This window comes from Streptomyces sp. P13-3-3, assembly GCF_050571355.1.
Taxonomy (GTDB): Bacteria; Actinomycetota; Actinomycetes; order Streptomycetales; family Streptomycetaceae; genus Streptomyces; species Streptomyces althioticus.
On the sequence record NZ_CP192228.1, the window covers coordinates 5,376,637 to 5,394,554 of the forward strand.

16 protein-coding genes are annotated in these 17,918 nt (G+C 72.8%); 7 read left to right on the top strand and 9 right to left on the bottom strand.

Annotated elements, in window-relative coordinates; genetic code table 11:
• Nucleotides 1-294 precede the first annotated feature (294 nt).
• Both ACQZOG_RS24185 and ACQZOG_RS24190 read left to right on the top strand, forming a co-directional pair.
• Complete coding sequence (locus ACQZOG_RS24185) at nt 295-1,536, top strand: SAV2148 family HEPN domain-containing protein (protein ID WP_078493043.1); 1,242 nt, start codon at nt 295-297, stop codon at nt 1,534-1,536.
• A 132-nt stretch (nt 1,537-1,668) separates the two neighbouring features.
• Entirely contained in the window at nt 1,669-2,391 is a 723-nt protein-coding gene (locus tag ACQZOG_RS24190) for a 3'-5' exonuclease (RefSeq protein WP_058917198.1), read from the top strand.
• A gap of 193 nt (nt 2,392-2,584) precedes the next feature.
• Here the strand turns inward: ACQZOG_RS24190 and ACQZOG_RS24195 are convergent, their stop codons facing one another.
• Entirely contained in the window at nt 2,585-3,448 is an 864-nt protein-coding gene (locus tag ACQZOG_RS24195) for a phosphotransferase enzyme family protein (protein ID WP_058917199.1), read from the bottom strand.
• Between the two features lie 169 nt (nt 3,449-3,617).
• Between ACQZOG_RS24195 and ACQZOG_RS24200 the strand changes: the two genes are divergently transcribed.
• From ACQZOG_RS24200 to mgt, 4 genes are read left to right on the top strand one after another with little or no spacing between them, the layout of a single operon-like run.
• On the top strand, nt 3,618-4,556 hold the full coding sequence (locus tag ACQZOG_RS24200; RefSeq protein ID WP_033273969.1) for a carbohydrate ABC transporter permease: 939 nt from the start codon (nt 3,618-3,620) through the stop codon (nt 4,554-4,556).
• Nucleotides 4,553-5,386, top strand: a complete 834-nt coding sequence (locus tag ACQZOG_RS24205; protein WP_359671818.1) for a carbohydrate ABC transporter permease — start codon at nt 4,553-4,555, stop codon at nt 5,384-5,386. The genes ACQZOG_RS24200 and ACQZOG_RS24205 overlap by 4 nt, the downstream gene beginning before the upstream one ends.
• An 8-nt stretch (nt 5,387-5,394) precedes the next feature.
• Nucleotides 5,395-6,678 (top strand): ABC transporter substrate-binding protein, encoded by a 1,284-nt coding sequence (locus ACQZOG_RS24210; RefSeq protein WP_037644206.1) that lies wholly within the window; start codon nt 5,395-5,397, stop codon nt 6,676-6,678.
• A gap of 58 nt (nt 6,679-6,736) precedes the next feature.
• Nucleotides 6,737-7,936: a macrolide-inactivating glycosyltransferase gene (gene mgt, locus ACQZOG_RS24215; RefSeq protein ID WP_203549892.1), complete on the top strand. Its 1,200-nt coding sequence runs from the start codon at nt 6,737-6,739 to the stop codon at nt 7,934-7,936.
• Between the two features lie 298 nt (nt 7,937-8,234).
• Here the strand turns inward: mgt and ACQZOG_RS24220 are convergent, their stop codons facing one another.
• The gene (locus ACQZOG_RS24220; RefSeq protein ID WP_058917202.1) at nt 8,235-10,478 is read right to left on the bottom strand and encodes an MMPL family transporter; all 2,244 of its coding nucleotides are present in this window, start codon (nt 10,476-10,478) and stop codon (nt 8,235-8,237) included.
• Nucleotides 10,479-10,865: 387 nt separating this feature from the next.
• Between ACQZOG_RS24220 and ACQZOG_RS24225 the strand changes: the two genes are divergently transcribed.
• Nucleotides 10,866-11,414: a DUF1697 domain-containing protein gene (locus tag ACQZOG_RS24225; RefSeq protein ID WP_058917203.1), complete on the top strand. Its 549-nt coding sequence runs from the start codon at nt 10,866-10,868 to the stop codon at nt 11,412-11,414.
• A 3-nt stretch (nt 11,415-11,417) separates the two neighbouring features.
• Here the strand turns inward: ACQZOG_RS24225 and ACQZOG_RS24230 are convergent, their stop codons facing one another.
• From ACQZOG_RS24230 to cysC, 7 genes are all read right to left on the bottom strand, one after another.
• Complete coding sequence (locus ACQZOG_RS24230) at nt 11,418-12,155, bottom strand: sirohydrochlorin chelatase (protein WP_037644208.1); 738 nt, start codon at nt 12,153-12,155, stop codon at nt 11,418-11,420.
• Between the two features lie 10 nt (nt 12,156-12,165).
• Nucleotides 12,166-13,056, bottom strand: coding sequence for an ABC transporter permease (locus ACQZOG_RS24235; protein ID WP_033273965.1), 891 nt, complete (start codon nt 13,054-13,056; stop codon nt 12,166-12,168).
• Nucleotides 13,043-13,831 (bottom strand): ABC transporter ATP-binding protein, encoded by a 789-nt coding sequence (locus tag ACQZOG_RS24240; protein ID WP_033273964.1) that lies wholly within the window; start codon nt 13,829-13,831, stop codon nt 13,043-13,045. The genes ACQZOG_RS24235 and ACQZOG_RS24240 overlap by 14 nt, the downstream gene beginning before the upstream one ends.
• 5 nt (nt 13,832-13,836) lie before the next feature.
• Nucleotides 13,837-14,967 (bottom strand): ABC transporter substrate-binding protein, encoded by a 1,131-nt coding sequence (locus ACQZOG_RS24245; protein WP_430741797.1) that lies wholly within the window; start codon nt 14,965-14,967, stop codon nt 13,837-13,839.
• 104 nt (nt 14,968-15,071) lie between these two features.
• The gene (locus tag ACQZOG_RS24250; RefSeq protein ID WP_037642338.1) at nt 15,072-16,406 is read right to left on the bottom strand and encodes a sulfate adenylyltransferase subunit 1; all 1,335 of its coding nucleotides are present in this window, start codon (nt 16,404-16,406) and stop codon (nt 15,072-15,074) included.
• Between the two features lie 2 nt (nt 16,407-16,408).
• Nucleotides 16,409-17,347 (bottom strand): sulfate adenylyltransferase subunit CysD, encoded by a 939-nt coding sequence (cysD, locus tag ACQZOG_RS24255; RefSeq protein ID WP_430741798.1) that lies wholly within the window; start codon nt 17,345-17,347, stop codon nt 16,409-16,411.
• Nucleotides 17,344-17,913, bottom strand: a complete 570-nt coding sequence (cysC, locus tag ACQZOG_RS24260; RefSeq protein ID WP_191882775.1) for an adenylyl-sulfate kinase — start codon at nt 17,911-17,913, stop codon at nt 17,344-17,346. Before cysC ends, cysD begins: the two co-directional genes overlap by 4 nt.
• Nucleotides 17,914-17,918: the final 5 nt, after the last annotated feature.

The window sequence follows — 17,918 nt, forward strand, 5'->3', positions numbered from 1 at the left end:
GTGTACGGCGCCGGTGGGGACGCCTTGGCTCCGAGTGTCCCCGTGTCTCCCCGAACGGGCGGGATCAAGGGCGGGTCCACCTCCTACCCATGCCCCGGCCGCGGCCGGCCGCACCTCCTGGGATTTCCGCTATGAACCTGCTCACTCGCCGGACCGCCGAGAGCGGAACGGTCGCTTGGTCGGGGGAAGTTGGGAAACGACCCTGTCCATCGGGCTGCATCACGCACCGCATGCGGAGTACTCTCCTTGATCGTTGGACGGGGAGTGCTCGGGGGACTGGAAGGCGGTGCGCGGGTGGGCTCGGGAGGGCTGGAACTGCCCCCTGGTGACGAGGGTCACGAGGGGAGCGGCTCCACGGACGTCCCGCCCGGTGCGGTGTCCCTGGCACGGCCGATGGACGCGGGTTCGATCGGACCGGAGCTGGACTGGGGCGCGGACGCCTGGCGCGAGGTGCGCACGCGCGCGCAGCGGGCCGGCCGCGCCTACATCTGGCTGAACCTGGTCGAGCAGCGGCTGCGCGCGGTCGTGGCCGCCGTGCTGCGCCCGATCTACGAGCCCGTGCACGGCGACGACTGGGTGGTGGCCGCCGCCGGGCCCGCCGGGCAGGAGTGGGTGCAGCGCGCGGTCGCCGTGCGCGAGGTCAGCCGCCGCAAGGGCTATCTGCTCGATCCCGCCGACGACAACGTGCTGTCGTTCCTCACCCTGCCGCAGCTGCGCGAGCTGATGGTGCAGCACTGGCCGTGCTTCGAGCCGTACTTCGACGACCGCCGGGACGTCGAGCTGGCCCTGGACGAGCTGGAGGTCACCCGCAACGTGGTCTCCCGCAACCGGGCGCTGTCCGAGGCGGTGCTGAACCAGGCGGAGCGGGCCTCCGCGCGGCTGCTGGAGATGCTCGGCGCGGGCGGCGACGTGCCCTCGGCGCGACGGCTTCCGGTGGACGCGGTCGAGGACCTGGTCGGGGACCGGTACGCGGACGTGGTCGCGGTGCACCCGGACCGGGTGCGGCTGCTGCGGCAGTTCCCCGCCGAGGACATATTCGGCGGTGCGCGCAGGCTCGACGCCATCGGCATCGGCCTGAACCTGCTCGTGCAGAACTTCTCGGGCCGCCGGCTGGTGCGGCTCGCCGAGTCCGGCTGCCGGGTGCGGCTGCTGTTCCTCAACCCGGCCTCCAGCGCGGTCAAGCGGCGCGAGCGCGAACTGGGCATCAAGCGGGGCGAGCTGGGCCGGTCGGTGGAGATGAACATCCTCCACATGCGCCGCGTGCGGTCGCGGCTGCGCGACCCGGGCGCCTTCGAGATCCAGGTCTACGACGAGACGCCGCGCTGCACGGCGTACCTGGTGGACGGGGACGGCTCCGACGGCATCGCCGTGGTGCAGAACCACCTGCGCCGCACCCGCGGCATGGAGGCTCCGGTACTGGTCCTGCGCAACGGGACGAAGGTGGTCAAGCCGGGCGAGATCGAGGAGGGCGGTCTCTTCCCCACCTACCGCGAGGAGTTCGAGCAGATGTGGGCGGATTCGCGGCCGGTGTCCTGAACCGCCGGATCCGTGTGGGGTGCGGGGGCCGCCCGGTCCGCCCTGGAAACGGAATGCGATCCTCTGGTTGTCAGTGGCGCGTGCGAGGGTGAAGCCACTGGGGGAACGCACCGCACAGAAGGGGGGCAGCCCATGGGCTGGCACCGGGAGCTGCTGATCGGCTTCGATCTGGAGACGACGGGGACGGATCCGCGCGAGGCGCGGATCGTCACGGGAGCCGTGATCGAGCTCCGCGCGGGGGAGACGCTGGGGCGCCGGGAGTGGCTGGCCGATCCGGGCGTGCCGATCCCCGCCGACGCGGTCGCCGTCCACGGCATCAGCGGCGAGCGCGCGGCCGCCGAGGGCCGCCCCGCCGACCAGGTGGCCGACGCCATCGCCGGCGTCCTCGCCGCCTACTGGAAGACCGGCGTCCCGGTCGTCGCCTACAACGCCTCGTTCGACCTGAGCCTGCTCTCCGCCGAACTGCGGCGGTACGGACTGCCCTCGCTGAGCGACCGCCTGGGCGGCGCCGCCCCGGGCCCGGTGATCGACCCGTACACCATCGACCGGGCCGTCGACCGCTACCGCCGCGGCAAGCGCACCCTCGAGGCGGTCTGCGCGGAGTACGGCGTCCGCCTCGACGCGGCGCACGACGCGACGGCCGACGCCCTCGCCGCCGCCCGCCTGGCCTGCGCGATAGCCGACCGCCACCCGAAGGTGGCGGCCCTCGGCCCGGCGGAGCTGCACCGCCGTCAGATCGAGTGGTACGCGGCCTGGGCGGCGGACTTCCAGGACTTCCTGCGCCGCAAGGGCGACCCGGCCGCCCTCGTCGACGGCACCTGGCCGCTGCGCGCGCCGGCGGAGGAGCCGGTCTGACCCGCGCTCAGCCGGCCCTCGGCCCGGACCGGGCGGCGGTGAGGTGTGGTGCGCCTTCGGCCCACCGCGGGCGGGGTGCGGCGCGTGCAGGCGCAGGGCGCAGGAGAACGGCGAGCAGGACGGGAGCGTGTGCCCGGCGGTTGCACGCGCGCCGGACGAGCCGGGCGAGAGCCCCGAGGGCCGCGGGATCCGCTCAGAACGGGTACCAGCGCACCGTCTCGTCCCCGTCCCGCAGGGACGCCACCCGGCGGCGGAACTCGGCCAGGGCCTTGGGATTGCCCGGGGCGTGCTGGGCGACCCAGGCGCAGCTGGCGGTCTCCCGCGCCCCGCGCAGCACCGCACACCCCTCCCACTCGCGCACGTCCCAGCCGTAGGTCCCGGTGAAGGAGGCGTACGCCTCGTCCGGCAGGCCGTAGCGGTCGTGGGAGAGGGCCATCACCACCAGGTCGTGCTCGCGCAGGTCCGAGGAGAAGGTCTCCAGGTCGATCAGCACCGGACCGTCCGGCCCGACGTGCACGTTGCGCGGCAGCGCGTCGCCGTGGATCGGCCCGCGCGGCAGCCGGGGCGTCAGCGCGGCGGCGGCCGCCGCGAAGCCGTCGCGCCGTTCGCGCAGATAGGCCGCGTCCTCCGGGTCGACCGCGTCGCCCGCGAGCCGCAGCCAGCGCTCGACACCGTCCAGCAGCGAGCGGGGCGGCAGGGCGAAGGGCGGCGGGGGCAGCGCGTGCACCTGCCGCAGCAGCACGGCGAGGTCCTTCGGCTCCGTGGGCCGCACCGGGTCGGGCAGCCGGTGCCACACGGTGACCGGATGCCCCTCCACCAGCAGCGCCTCGGACACGGCGGGACGCACGGCCGGCACGCCCTGCTCGGCCAGCCATCCGGCGACGGCCAGTTCGCGGCGGGCCCGCTCCAGCAGCTCCGCGTCCCGGCCCACCTTCACCGCCAGGCCCCCGGCGGCGAACACCGCGTTCTCGCCGAGCGCCAGCAGCCGCGCGTCCCCGGCACCCCCGGGCAGCACCCCCGCGGCCTGAAGAACCTCCCGCGCCCGCGCCTCGTCCATCGCTTCCGCCTCCGTGTCCGTCCCGGGCCCCGCCGGGCGCCTCCGTCCGGCCGTTCGCCGGTCAGTCTCGCATTCGCACAGGTCGGGCGGTGTGCGTGGCCCCTTGACGTCCGCTGTCGTGTTCACGACCATGGCCGGGCCCACCCCCACCCGCAAAGGGGCTGATGCCGTGACGTCGGTGACCGAGGCGAGGAGGTCCGCGCCCCGCGCGCCCGACCCCGGCCGCCCCGGGCGGCGTGCCGTCGACCACGGCCCGTGGTTCCTGGTGCTGCCCGCGCTGATCCCGATCCTGGTGCTCAGCGTCGGCCCGCTGCTGTACGGGATCATGTTGGCCTTCACCGACGCCCAGTCCGGCCGTACCGAGCCGACCCGCTGGATCGGCACGCTGAACTTCCAGGACCTGCTCCAGGACACCCTGTTCTGGGAGTCGTTCCGCATCGGGCTGGTGTGGGCGGTCGGCGTGACGGTCCCGCAGTTCCTGCTGGCGCTCGGCCTCGCCCTGCTGCTCAACCAGGACCTGCGGCTGCGCTGGGCGGCCCGCGCCCTGGCGATCGTCCCCTGGGCCATGCCCGAGGTGGTCGTCGGCATCATGTGGCGCCTCACCTACAACCCGGACGCCGGCATCCTCAACGAGACGCTGCGCGACCTCGGGTTCGGCGGCGACCGGGACTGGCTGAGCGGACTCGCCACCGCCCTGCCCGCGGTGATCGTGGTCGGCGTGTGGGCGGGCATGCCGCAGACCACGGTGGCGCTGCTCGCCGGGCTGCAGAACACCCCGCGCGAGCTGCACGAGGCCGCGGCCGTGGACGGCGCGGGCGCCTGGCGCCGCTTCCGCACGGTCACCTGGCCCGCGCTGCGGCCCGTCGCCCTCGCCATCACGGCGCTCAACCTCATCTGGAACTTCAACTCCTTCGCCCTGGTCTACGTGCTCACCAACGGCGGCCCCGGCGGACGCACCCGCCTGCCCATGCTGTTCGCCTACGAAGAGGCATTCCGGTACGGGCAGTTCGGCTACGCGGCCGCCATGGGCTGTGTGATGGTCGCCGTCATCTCGGTGCTGCTCGCCGTGTTCCTCGTGGGGCGGCTGAGGGGAGGCGACGAGCGTTGAGGACACGTCCCGCCGCCCGCGCCGGCCAGTACGCGGCCCTGCTCGCGTACCTCGTCTTCCTGGCCTTCCCGTTCGTCTGGCTGGCGTCCACCGCGTTCAAGCCCGCCACCGAGCTGGCCGGGCTGCACCCCACCTGGATCCCGAAGGACCCCACCCTCGCCAACTTCCGTCAGGCCTTCGACGAGCAGCCGCTGCTGCGCGCCGCCCTCAACTCCCTGCTCACCGCGTCCGCCGCCGCCCTCGTCGCGGTCGCCGTGGCCACCCCCATGGCCTACGTCATGGCCCGCCACCGCTCCGCACTGGCGCGGGCGGCGACCGGCTGGGTGGTCGTCAGCCAGGCGTTCCCGTTCGTGCTGCTGATCATCCCGCTGTTCCTGGTGCTGAAGAACCTGCGGCTGATCGACTCGCTGCCCGGCCTGGTGCTGGTCCACGTCGTCTGGTCGCTGCCCTTCGCCCTGTGGATGCTCACCGGCTACGTCCGCGCCGTGCCGGCCGAGCTGGAGGAGGCGGCGGCCGTGGACGGCGCCGGGCGGCTGCGCGTCCTGGTGTCGGTGACCGTGCCGCTGCTCGCGCCGGGCATCGCCGCGACCGCGCTGTTCGCGTTCGTCACCGCGTGGAACGAGTTCTTCTTCGCCCTCGTCCTGCTGAAGACGCCGGAACAGCAGACGCTGCCGGTGCTCCTCACCCGCTTCATCGGCGCCGAAGGCGTCGCCGACCTCGGCCCGCTGGCCGCCGCCGCGTTCCTCGCCACGCTTCCGTCCCTGCTGGTGTTCGCGCTCATCCAGCGCCGCATCACCGGCTCCCTCCTCGCCGGGGCGGTGAAGGGCTGATGTCCCCCATGACACGCGTCAGGACGCTCGTCGGAGCGATCGCCCTCGCCCTGCTCCTGGCGGGCTGCTCCTCCGGCGGCACCCGCGACGACGGCCGGGTCACCCTGCGCTTCCAGTCCCTGGCCTGGCAGAAGGAGTCGGTCGAGGCCACCAGGGAACTCGTCGACGAGTGGAACGCCCTCCACCCCGACATCCGTGTGGAGTACGTCCAGGGCAGCTGGGACAGCGTCCACGACCAGCTCCTCACGTCCTTCGAGGGCGGCGAGGCCCCCGACATCGTCCACGACGCCTCCGACGACCTCGCCGACTTCGCGTACGGCGGCCACCTCGCCGACCTCACGGACCTGCTGCCCGAGCGGCTCACCTCCGACATCCCCGCCCTGTCCTGGCAGTCCGTCACCTTCGACGACGGGATCTACGGCGTGCCCTTCCTCCAGGAGCCGCGCGTCCTGATCGCCGACTCCGCCCGCCTGAAGGAGTCCGGCGTCCGCGTCCCGACCCCCGAAGACCCATGGAGCTGGGCCGAGTTCCGCCAGGTGACGAAGGAGCTGTCCGGTGACGGCCGTTACGGCGTGGCCTGGCCCCTCAAGGAGCCGGTGTCCGCCACGCTCAACCTGTCCCTCTCCGCGGGCGGCCGGCTCTTCCACCGCGACGCCGAGGGAAAGGTCACCGTGCGGTTCGAGGAGGGCGACGAGATCGTCCCGCGCACGATCAGCGAGCAGGTCGGCGCCGACCACAGCGCCTCGCCCACCACCCTCGGCAGCGGCGGCTCCGACACCCTGCCCGGCCTGTTCGCCGGCAAGTACGCGATGGTGCCGCTCGGCTTCTCGTACCGTCAGCAGATCGCCCAGCAGGCGCCGGAGGGCTTCGAGTGGCAGGTGCTGCCCGCACCCGCCGGGGCCGGCGGGCTCGCCCAGGGCGTCAGCCCGCAGACGCTGTCCGTCGCCGAGGACTGCCCGCACAAGCAGGAGGCCGTCGCCTTCCTGGACTTCCTGCTCCAGCCGCGGAACATGGTGCGCCTGGCGCTCGGCGACTGGATGCTGCCCACCGGCCGCCAGGCCCTCGCCGACCCGGCCCTGCGCACCCCCGAACACGGCTGGGCCGTCGGCACCGCCCTCGCGTCCCACCTGCGCCCGGCCCCCGCGCAGTCCGTGCGGGGCTACCCGGAGTGGAAGGACAAGGTCGCCACCCCGGCGCTCCAGGAGTACTACAGCGGGGCGATCGGCCTCGGTGAGCTGCGGAAGCGACTGGAGAAGGACGGGAACCTGGTGCTGGCCCGCTACCAGCGGTGAGCGGGGCGCGCCGGTTATCCAGTTGCACGAGACGTATCGTCTCGTCTACGGTCGCCCCATGACCGCTCCCGCGCACATCGCCATGTTCTCCATCGCCGCCCACGGGCACGTGAACCCCAGCCTCGAGGTGATCCGGGAGCTGGTGGCGCGCGGGCACCGGGTGACGTACGCGATCCCGCCCCTGTTCGCCGACAAGGTCGCCGCGACCGGCGCCGAGCCCAAGCTGTGGAACTCGACCCTGCCCGGCCCCGACGACGACCCCGAGGCCTGGGGCACCACCCTCCTCGACAACGTCGAGCCCTTCCTCGCGGACGCCGTGCAGGCGCTCCCGCAGCTCATCGAGGCGTACGAGGGCGACACCCCCGACCTCGTGCTGCACGACATCACCTCCTACCCGGCCCGCGTGCTCGCCCACCGCTGGGGCGTGCCCGCCGTCTCCCTCTCGCCGAACCTCGTCGCCTGGGAGGGCTACGAGAAGGAGGTCGCCGAGCCGATGTGGGAGGAGCCGAACAGGACGGAACGCGGCAAGGCGTACCAGGCCCGCTTCCGGGCGTGGCTGGAGGAGAACGGGATCACCCTGAGCCCGGAGGACTTCGGCGGCCGCCCGGACCGCTCCATCGTGCTGATCCCGAAGGCGCTCCAGCCGAACGCCGACCGGGTCGACGAGCGCGTGTACTCCTTCGTGGGCGCCTGCCAGGGCGACCGTGCCGCCGAGGGCGACTGGCAGCGGCCGGCCGGGGCCGAGAAGGTCGTCCTGGTGTCGCTCGGCTCGTCCTTCACCAAGCAGCCGGCCTTCTACCGGGCGTGCGTCGAGGCGTTCGCCGGCCTGCCCGGCTGGCACCTGGTGCTGCAGATCGGCAAGCACGTCGACCCGGCCGAGCTCGGCGACGTACCGCCGAACGTGGAGGTGCGGTCCTGGGTGCCGCAGCTCGCGATCCTGAAGCAGGCCGACCTGTTCGTCACCCACGCGGGTGCGGGCGGCAGCCAGGAGGGGCTGGCCACGGCCACCCCGATGATCGCCGTCCCGCAGGCCGTGGACCAGTTCGGCAACGCGGACATGCTCCAGGCGCTCGGCGTGGCCCGGCACCTGCCCACCCAGGAGGCGACCCCCGAGGCACTGCGCACCGCGGCCCTCGCCCTCGTCGACGACCCGGAGGTCGCCCGCCGCCTGAAGCACATCCAGGCGGAGACGGCGAAGGAGGGCGGCACGAAGAGGGCGGCCGACCTGATCGAGGCGGAACTCCCGGCCCGCCCCTGATCCACCCACGCGCCGCCACGGCCCCGCCGGCCCGACAGCCCAACCGTCCGTGGGCCCGGCACTGCGTCAGCCCGTCGGCCCGGCAGCCCGGCCCCCCGGCAGCCGGTCGGTCCGGCGGGCCCGCCGCTCGCGGCTTCACGGCGGCCGGGCGTGACGGCGCGTGGCTGTCGGCGCGGTCCCGGTGGCTCACGACGGCCGTCGTGAGCCCGACCGCACGTGCCCGGCCGCACGGCGGCATCACACGGACAGGGCCCGGCGGTGGCAGCCGTCGGGCCCTCGCTCGTGGTGACCGTGCCGGTCAGACCGGCACCTTTTCGTCCTCGTCGTCCCGCGTCCTCGGCGCGACCGCCGCCGGCGCCTCGTCGTGCGTGAGGTCGGGCAGCCGGTGCAGCCACTTCGGGAAGTACCAGTTCCGCTCGCCCAGCAGCGCCATCACCGCCGGGAGCAGCACGCCCCGGATGACCGTCGCGTCGATCAGCACCGCCGCCGCCAGGCCCACGCCCATCTGCTTCATGGACTGCATGGACAGCGTCCCGAAGATCGCGAACACGGCGACCATGATGACCGCGGCGCTGGTGACCACGCCGGCCGTCGTGACCACCCCGTGCCGGATCGCGTCCCGCGTCTCGAGGCCCCGCGCCCGCGCCTCACGGATCCGGGACACCACGAACACGTGGTAGTCCATCGACAGGCCGAACAGGATCACGAAGAGGAACAGCGGCAGCCAGGTGATGATGGCGCCCACGCCCTCCGCGCCCACCAGGGACGCGCCCCAGCCGTGCTGGAAGACCGCCACGAGGATGCCGTACGCGGCGCCCACCGACAGCAGGTTCAGCACGATCGAGGTGAGCGCGACCGTCAGCGAGCGGAACGACAGCAGCATCAGCAGGAAGGCGAACACCACCACGAACGCGAACACCGGGACCACCGAGCCGACCAGCTGGTCGTTGAAGTCCTTGTTGCCCGCCACCTGGCCGGTGATCGGCGCCTCGACCCCGTCGACCTGGCCGAGCGTCGCCGGCCGCACCTCGTCGCGCAGCTTCTCCAGGCTGGCGCCCGCCGCGTCCTGGTCGGAGCCGCCCACCAGCGGCACGTAGACGAACGCCAGGTTCCGCTGGTCGTGCAGCTTGATCTCGACCGGGCCGCGCGAGGCGCCCGAACTGACCGCCTGCTCACGGAAGTCGGCCAGCGCCGCCTTCACCTCGGGCGCGTTGATGTCGTCCGCCTTGACGACCACCTCGGCCGGCTCCGAGCCGCCCGGGAACGCCTCGTTGACCCGGTTGTACGTCTGCACGATCGGCAGCGAGTCGCCGAACTCCTGGTCCAGCGTGAGGTTCTCGGTCTTCATGCCGAGCGCGGGCGCGGCCACCGCGAGCAGCGCACCGGTCGCCACGACCACCGACAGCACCGGCCGGGCCAGCACCCGCTTCAGCACCGCCGACCAGAACCGGCTGTCGTCGCGGCCGCCCGTCCGCCGCCGCAGGAACGGCACCCTGCCCTTCTCGACCCGCTCGCCCAGCAGCGACAGCAGCGCCGGCAGCACCGTCACCGAGCCGACCATCGCGACGGCCACCACCATCAGGGAGGCCAGACCCATCGCCTCGAACTCGGCGATCCCGGTGAACAGCATGCCCGCCATCGCCACGCACACCGTGACACCCGAGACGACGATCGCCCGGCCGCTGGTCGCGGCGGCGATCCGCAGTGCCGTCCGCGCGTCCCGTCCCGCCGCGCGCTCCTCGCGCTCGCGGCGCAGGTAGAAGAGGCAGTAGTCGACGCCGACGGCCAGACCCACCAGCAGCATCACCGAGTTGGCGGTGTCGCTCATCGGCTGGAGGTGGCTGACGAGCCCCATCAGTCCCATCGTCGCGATGATCGCGGTGATCGCCAGGGCGACCGGCAGCAGCGCCGCCACCAGCGCGCCGAAGGCGATCAGCAGGATGCCGAGGGCGACCGGCACGGCCGAGTACTCGGCCTTCTTGAAGTCGTCGCCGAACGCGTCGTCGAACGTCTTCATCATGCTGGCGCCGCCGATCTCCTCGACCCGCAGCGCGTCGTGCTCCTTCTGCACGTCCGCGACCGCGTCCAGCACCGGCTCGATCCGCTCACCGGCCGTCCGCGGGTCACCCCGCACGTCGAACTGGACCAGCGCGCTGCGCCCGTCCTTCGAGACCGTGCCGCTGTCGTACGGCGAGGTGACGTCCGTGACCTCGCCGGTCCGCTCCACCGCGGTCATCACCGCCGCGACCGCCGACCGGAACTCCGCGTCCGTGGACGTGAGACCGTCGTCCTTCGCCTGGACGAGCACGGTCTCCGAGGCGGGCTCCTCGATCCCCGCCTCCTCGATGATGCGGGCCGCGGTGCTGGTCTCCCCCTTGAGCTGTTCGCTGTCCTCGACGTCGACCCGGCCCGCCGCCGAGCCGAGCCCCATCGCCAGCACCACGAACAGCACCCAGATGCCGACGGCCGCCCAGCGGTGCCGCGCGCTCCAGCCGCCGGCGCGGGCGGCGAGCCCCCGTACCCGCGCGTCTCCGTTCCCCATGACGGGTTCGCTCCCTCGTCCGCGGCGGCGGCCCCCTGCCACCACCTGACGTCTCGACGGTATGGGCGGCGTAAGCGCGTCTCGTCGTGCTGCCCGGTGAAGCCTGCGGGCCCCGGCTCATCCCGACGGCGCGGCCCGCCTCCCCACTGGGGAGGACCGTGGCCCCCTACACATGTCCGGGACACCGGCACGGTGAATTAGGGTCGAGGGGCGGAGGGGCAGCATCCGGTCACAGCCGTTCCGCAACCTTGTTGAATAAGTCACAGCAGTGTGTTCAGGTTGCTCCGCGAGCCGCCCGTCGGTCAGAGTTGCGAGGCCCGCCGCGCGCGGGCCCCGGCCGTCGTGCCCACCCCCACGGGGCACGACGGCCGCACTACAGTCGGGGCCATGGCGACGAGATACGCGGCGCTGCTGCGCGGGATCAACGTGGGCGGCGGCAAGAAGGTCCCGATGGCCGAGCTGCGCACCCTGATGGAGAGCCTCGGCCACGAGGACGTGCGTACGTACCTGCAGAGCGGTCAGGCCGCGTTCACCGCGGACCACGGCGACGAGGAGTCGCTGGCCGCCGACCTGTCCGGGGCGGTCGCCGGCCGCTTCGGCTTCGACGTCGACGTGATCGTCCGCGACCACGCCTATCTGAGGAGCGTGGCCGACGCCTGCCCCTTCCCGGTCGCCGACCTGGAGCCGAAGCAGCTTCACGTCACCTACTTCTCCGCACCCGTCACCGAGGACCGGTTCGCGGAGATCGACCGCGAGACCTACCTCCCGGAGGACTTCCGCCTCGGCGACCGCTGCCTGTACCTGTACGTTCCCGACGGCCTCGGCCGCTCCAAGCTCGCCGAGCATCTGTCGAAGCCCCGCCTGAACAAGGGCGTGGTGGCGACGAGCCGCAACTGGAACACGGTGCGCAAGCTGGTGGAGATGACGGCCGGCTGAGGCTCAGGCGCCCAGAGCCGTCAGCAGCGGCGTCCGGGCCGCGTCGTAGCGGTCCAGGAGGACCTGCGCGACCTCGGGGGCCGGACCCAGGACGTCCGCCAGGACGTCCGCCTCGGACGCGCCCCGGACGATGCGGTCCGGGAGGCGGCCCGGGGCCAGCACGTACGGGGCGACGGCCACGCGGGCGCAGCCGAGCTCCCGCAGCTCCCGCACCGCGTCCTCGGTGCGGGGAAGGGATGCGGAGGCGAACGCAGGCCGCACGGCGCACCAACCGGTGTGCCGCCACTCCCGCGCGACGTCTGCGATCACTGCGATCGCCTCCGGGTCGGAGGACCCCGCCGAGGCCAGCACGACCCCGGTCGAGGACTTGTCGGCGGGCGTCAGGCCCGCCTCGTACAGGCGGCGCTCCAGGGCCGCCAGCAGCAGCGGCGACGGGCCCAGCACGTCCGCCTGGCGGATCCGCAGCCGCGGCGGCGCCTCGGACAGCACCGCGGGGATGTCCGCCTTGGCGTGGAAGGCGCGGGTGAGCAGGAGCGGCAGCGCGACCACGTCACGCACCCCCTCCGCGTCCAGGGACTCGAGGACCGCGCCGACGGACGGCACGTTGAAGTCCAGGAACCCGGTCTCCACCCTGAGTCCGGGCCGCTGCGCGCGCACCCGGCGCACCAGGTCGTGGACGGTCGCGGCGTGCCGCGGGTCGCGGCTGCCGTGGGCGACGACGAGCAGGACGGGACGGCGCATCACCGGCACCTCAGCTCTTCACCAGGAGTCCGCGGGTGCGCAGGACCCGGCGTTCGAGGGGGCTGAAGATCAGCAGGTCGATGGCGATGCCGACGGTGAGGATCAGCAGGATCGCCTCGAAGACCATGGCCATGTCGCTGGCGTTGCGGCCGTTCTCCAGGAGCTGCCCGAGGCCGACGCCGAGGTCGGGGAAGGACGCGATGATCTCGGCGGCCATGAGGGAGCGCCAGGAGAAGGCCCAGCCCTGCTTGAGGCCGGCGACGTAGCCGGGGAGGGCGGCGGGCAGGGTGATGTGCCAGGTGCCCTTCAGCCCGGTGGCGCCGAGAGTGCGTCCGGCGCGCTGGAACAGGGGCGGGACCTGGTCGACGCCGGAGAGCAGTCCGTTGGCGATGGACGGCACCGCGCCCAGCAGGATGACGGCGTACATCATCTGGTTGTTCAGGCCGAGCCAGATGACGGCGGGCGGGACCCACGCGACCGAGGGCAGGGACTGCAGGCCGGACAGGACGGGGCCGATCGCCGCCCGGATCAGCTTCACGCGGGCGAGAAGGAGGCCCAGGGGTGTGGCGATGAGCAGGGCGAGGCAGAAGCCGAGCAGGCCGCGGGAGACGGAGGTCCAGATGTAGCCGAGGAGTTCGCCCTGCAGCCAGGCCTTCTCCAGCACGGCCCAGACGTCGGCGGGCGCGGGCAGCTTGGTGGGGTCGTCGACGACCTCGAAGGTGATCAGCGACTGCCACACGGCCAGCACCAGCGCGACGGCGACGACCGGCGGGAGCACCTTCTGCGTGAGGGTCTGCCGCAGCGGCTTGCGGGTGGTCTGCACCGTCTCCAGCGCGTCCAGGCCCGCTTCGAGTCCGGCGAGGTCCCCGGCGTCCTTGGGGGTGGTGTCAGTGCTGGCCATGTCGGCGGATCTCCCCACGGAGTTGCTCGGTGATCTCGACGGACAGCTCGGCCACGGCCGTGTCCTCGATGCGGCGGGGGTGCGGGATGTCCACGGTCCACTGCCGGGCGACGCGGCCGGGGCGGGAGGACAGCAGGACGACGCGCTGGGCGAGGCGGACGGCCTCGCGGACGTTGTGGGTGACGAAGAGGACGGACAGGCCGGTCTCGCGCCAGATGCGGGTGAGTTCGTCGTGCAGGACGTCGCGGGTGATGGCGTCGAGCGCGGCGAACGGCTCGTCCATCAGCAGCAGCCGGCTCTCCTGGGCGAGGGCGCGGGCGAGGGCCACGCGCTGGCGCATGCCGCCGGACAGCTCGTGGACGCGCTTGCCGTGGGCGCCGCCCAGGCGGACCAGCTCCAGCAGCTCCTCGGCGCGCTCACGCCGTTCGTTCTTCGGGGTGCCGCGGAGTTTCAGGGCGAGTTCGATGTTCTTGCCGGCGGTGAGCCAGGGGAACAGGGCGTGTTCCTGGAACATCAGGGCGGGGCGGCCGTCGGTGGTGATGCCGCCTGCGGTGGGCTTGTCGAGGCCGGCGACGAGGTTGAGCAGGGTGGACTTGCCGCAGCCGGAGGCGCCGAGGAGGGTGACGAACTCGCCGGGGGCGACGTCGAGGCTGATGTCGTCCAGCACGAGCTGCTGCCCGGCGGGGCCGGCGAAGGACTTCGAGACGTGCTCGATACGGGCCGCGTGCGTGGCCGACCGCGTGCCGTCGGCGGCCTTGGCGAGGGTCGTGGCCATGGTCGTCACCTCCTGGGAAGCGTGTGTGATCCGGGTCGGGCGACGCCGAGTCCGGCGTCGTCGACGGCGGGCCGGCCGGCCGCCCGGAGGATTTTGCGGAGCAGGGACAGGTCGTAGATGCCCTTCAGGTCCGGCTGCTCCAGCAGGCCCGCCTCGACGGCGTGGCCTGCCTGGGTCCTGAGGGTGGCGGCCAGCGGGTCGTCCAGGAACGTGATCGACTTCCAGGCCGGGTCGAGCACGTCGGCGGGCAGCGGCTTGCCGGTGTCGGCCGCGAGCCGCGCGTTCGCGGCCTCCTTGGCCTTCTCGGGGTGGGCGTTGATCCACCGGTTGGCCGCGACGGACGCCCGCAGCACGGCTTCGACGGCCTTGGGGTGTTCGTCGAGGAACTCCTGGCGGACGGCGATGTTGGTGATGACGAACTTGCCGTCCGGCCACAGCGACGACTCGTCCAGCAGCACCTTGCCGCCCTGCGCGACCAGCCGCGAAGCGGTCGGCTCCGGCACCCAGGCCCCGTCCACGGAGCCGGATGTGAAGGCGTCCGGGGTGACCTTGTTGTCGCTGCGGACGACGGTGACGTCGCCCTTGCCGCTCTGCGGGTCGACCTTCCAGCCCTGCTCGACGGCCCAGTTGAGGAACGCCACGTCCTGGGTGTTGCCGAGCTGCGGGGTCGCGATCCGCTTGCCCTCGACGTCCTCCAGGGACGTCACCTTGTCGGGGTTCACGACCAGCTTCACCCCGCCGGAGGCCGCACCGCCCACGATCCGCAGGTTCTTGCCGTCCGCCTTGGTGTAACCGTTCACGGCCGGGGACGGGCCGAGGAAGGCGACGTCCAGGGAGCCGGAGTTGAGCGCCTCGATCGCCGACGGGCCGGCGTTGAACACCGCGTACTTCGCCTCGGTGCCCCTGAGTTCCTTCTGGAAGAACCCCTTCTCGGCGCCGACCAGGGCGGTGCCGTGGGTGAGGTTGCCGAAGTAGCCGATCCGGACGGCGTCCAGACCGTCGGTCCTCGCACCCGAGGCGACCTGCGCGGTGCCCGGGTCCTTGGCCTGCGATCCGTAACCGCAGGCGGCCAGGGCGAGCAACGGCAGCACGGCCGTCACCGCGAGGGCGCGGCGCAGGGCGGTCGTGGCAGGCAAGGGGAACGGTCCTCTCGGTGGCGGCCGGCGGCCGCGCGGTGGTCGCGCGGCCGGGCCGTCGGCGGGTCAGGGCACTACGGGGGCGGCGGAGGGCCGGCGGGTGGTCAGAAGTCCCACCCGTCGTCGTCCGTGCCGTCGTCGACCGGGTCGGGCGAGGCGAAGGACTCGCCGACCATGCCCGCGGTCAGCGTGGTCCCGTCGTTGGGGTCGACCAGGATGAACGATCCTGTGCGGCGGGAGTCTGCGTAGGTGTCGGCGGGCAGCGGTTCGGCGGTGCGGATGGTGACGCGGCCGATGTCGTTGGCGGTGAGCCGGCCCGGGTGCGGGTGCAGGGACAGGTCGTCCAAGGTGAGGCGGGACGGGATGTCCTTGACGATCGCCTTGACCGTGCGGGTGCCGTGCTTGATCAGGACGCGGTGGCCGACCGTCAGCGGCTCGTCGGCGACGTGGCAGACGGTCGCCTCCAGGTCCTGCGTGGTGGCCGGGGCGTCCTTCGCCGGGACGATCAGGTCGCCCCGGGAGATGTCGATGTCGTCGGCGAGGAGCAGCGTCACCGACTGCGGCGTCCACGCCACGTCGACGGGCTTGCCCAGCAGGTCGATGCCGGTGATCGTGGTCGAGCGGCCCGAGGGCAGCACGGTGATCTCGTCGCCGACGCGGAAGGTGCCGGCGGCGATCTGCCCGGCGTAGCCGCGGTAGTCGGGCAGCTCGGGGCTCTGCGGCCGGATCACGTACTGCACGGGCAGCCGGGCGTGGCAGCGGGTCAGGTCGTGGCTGACCGGCACGGTCTCCAGGTGCTCCAGCACGGTGGGCCCGCCGTACCAGTCCATGTTCGCGGACGGGTCCACCACGTTGTCGCCGACCAGCGCCGAGATCGGGATCGCGGTCACCTCGGGCACGCCCAGCTCGGTGGCGTAGGCGGTGAACTCCTCGGCGATCCGGGCGAACACCGGCTCCTCGTAGCCGACCAGGTCCATCTTGTTCACGGCGAGCACCACGTGCGGCACCCGCAGCAGCGCGGCGATCGCCGCGTGCCGGCGGGTCTGCTCGACCACGCCGTTGCGCGCGTCGACCAGGATCACCGTCAGCTCGGCGGTCGAGGCGCCGGTGACCATGTTCCGCGTGTACTGCACATGGCCGGGGGTGTCGGCGAGGATGAACCGCCGCCGTGGCGTGGCGAAGTAACGGTACGCCACGTCGATCGTGATGCCCTGCTCCCGCTCGGCGCGCAGACCGTCGGTGAGCAGCGCGAGGTCGGGGGCCTCCTGGCCGCGGCCGGCGGAGGCGCGCTCCACCGCCTCCAGCTGGTCGGCGAGCACCGACTTGGAGTCGTGCAGCAGCCGGCCGACGAGGGTGGACTTGCCGTCGTCGACGGAGCCGGCGGTGGCGAACCGCAGCAGGGTGGTGGCCGAGAGCTCCTCGGTCGTGATCGTGCTCATGCTTAGAAGTACCCCTCGCGCTTGCGGTCTTCCATCGCGGCCTCGGACATCTTGTCGTCGGCGCGGGTGGCGCCGCGTTCGGTGAGCCGGGAGGCGGCGATCTCCGTGATCACCTTCTCGACGGTGTCGGCGTCGGAGTCGACCGCGCCGGTGCAGGACATGTCGCCGACGGTGCGGTAGCGCACCAGGCGCTTCTCGACCGTCTCGCCGTCCTTCGGGCCGCCCCACTCGCCCGCGGTCAGCCACATCCCGCCGCGCTGGAACACCTCGCGCTCGTGCGCGTAGTAGATCTGGGGCAGTTCGATGTTCTCGCGGGCGATGTACTGCCACACGTCCAGCTCGGTCCAGTTGGACAGCGGGAACACGCGGACGTGCTCGCCGGGGGCGTGCCGGCCGTTGTACAGGTTCCACAGCTCGGGGCGCTGGCGGCGCGGGTCCCACTGGGAGAACTCGTCGCGCAGCGAGAACACCCGCTCCTTGGCGCGGGCCTTCTCCTCGTCCCGCCGGCCGCCGCCGAACACCGCGTCGAAGCGCTCCTCGCGGATCTTCTCCGTGAGCGGCACCGTCTGCAGCGGGTTGCGGGTGCCGTCGGGGCGCTCCTTGAGGACGCCGCGGTCGATGTAGTCCTGCACGGAGGCGACGTGCAGCCGCAGCCCGTGCTCGGCGACCGTGCGGTCGCGGTAGTCGAGGACCTCGGGGAAGTTGTGCCCGGTGTCCACGTGCAGCAGCGCGAACGGCACCGGCGCGGGCGCGAACGCCTTCAGCGCCAGGTGCAGCATGACGATGGAGTCCTTGCCGCCGGAGAACAGGATCACCGGCTTCTCGAACTCACCCGCCACCTCACGGAAGATGTGCACGGCCTCCGACTCGAGGGCGTCCAGGTGGGAGAGGGCGTACGGGCTGTCCGTACCCTCCTCGACAGTGGTGGCGGCGGTCGTCATGCCAGTCCCCTTTCGCTGAGCACGGCGTGAACGGCCGCCGCGGACTCCTGCACGGTCTGGTGCTGCGACTCGATGCGCAGATCGGGCTTCTCGGGCTCCTCGTACGGGTCGTCGACGCCGGTGAGCCCGGACAGCTCACCCGCCGCCTGCTTGGCGTACAGGCCCTTCACGTCACGGACGGAGCACACCTCCACCGGCGTCGCCACGTGCACCTCCACGTACGGCGTGCCGTTCGTCTCGTGGCGGGCGCGGACGGCCTCGCGGCTGTCGGCGTACGGGGCGATCACCGGGACGAGCGCCAGCACGCCGTTGCGGGCGAGCAGTTCGGCGACGAAGCCGATGCGCTGCACGTTGGTGTGCCGGTCCTCGCGGCTGAAGCCGAGGCCCGCCGAGAGGAACTCGCGGATCTCGTCGCCGTCGAGCACCTCGGCCGGCCGGCCCTGCTCACGCAGCCGGGCGGCGAGTTCGTGCGCGATGGTGGTCTTGCCCGCACTCGGCAGACCCGTGAGCCAGACGGTGGCTCCGGTCGTCACGTGGTTCTCCTGGTTCGTCGAAGGCGCGGTCATGGCGG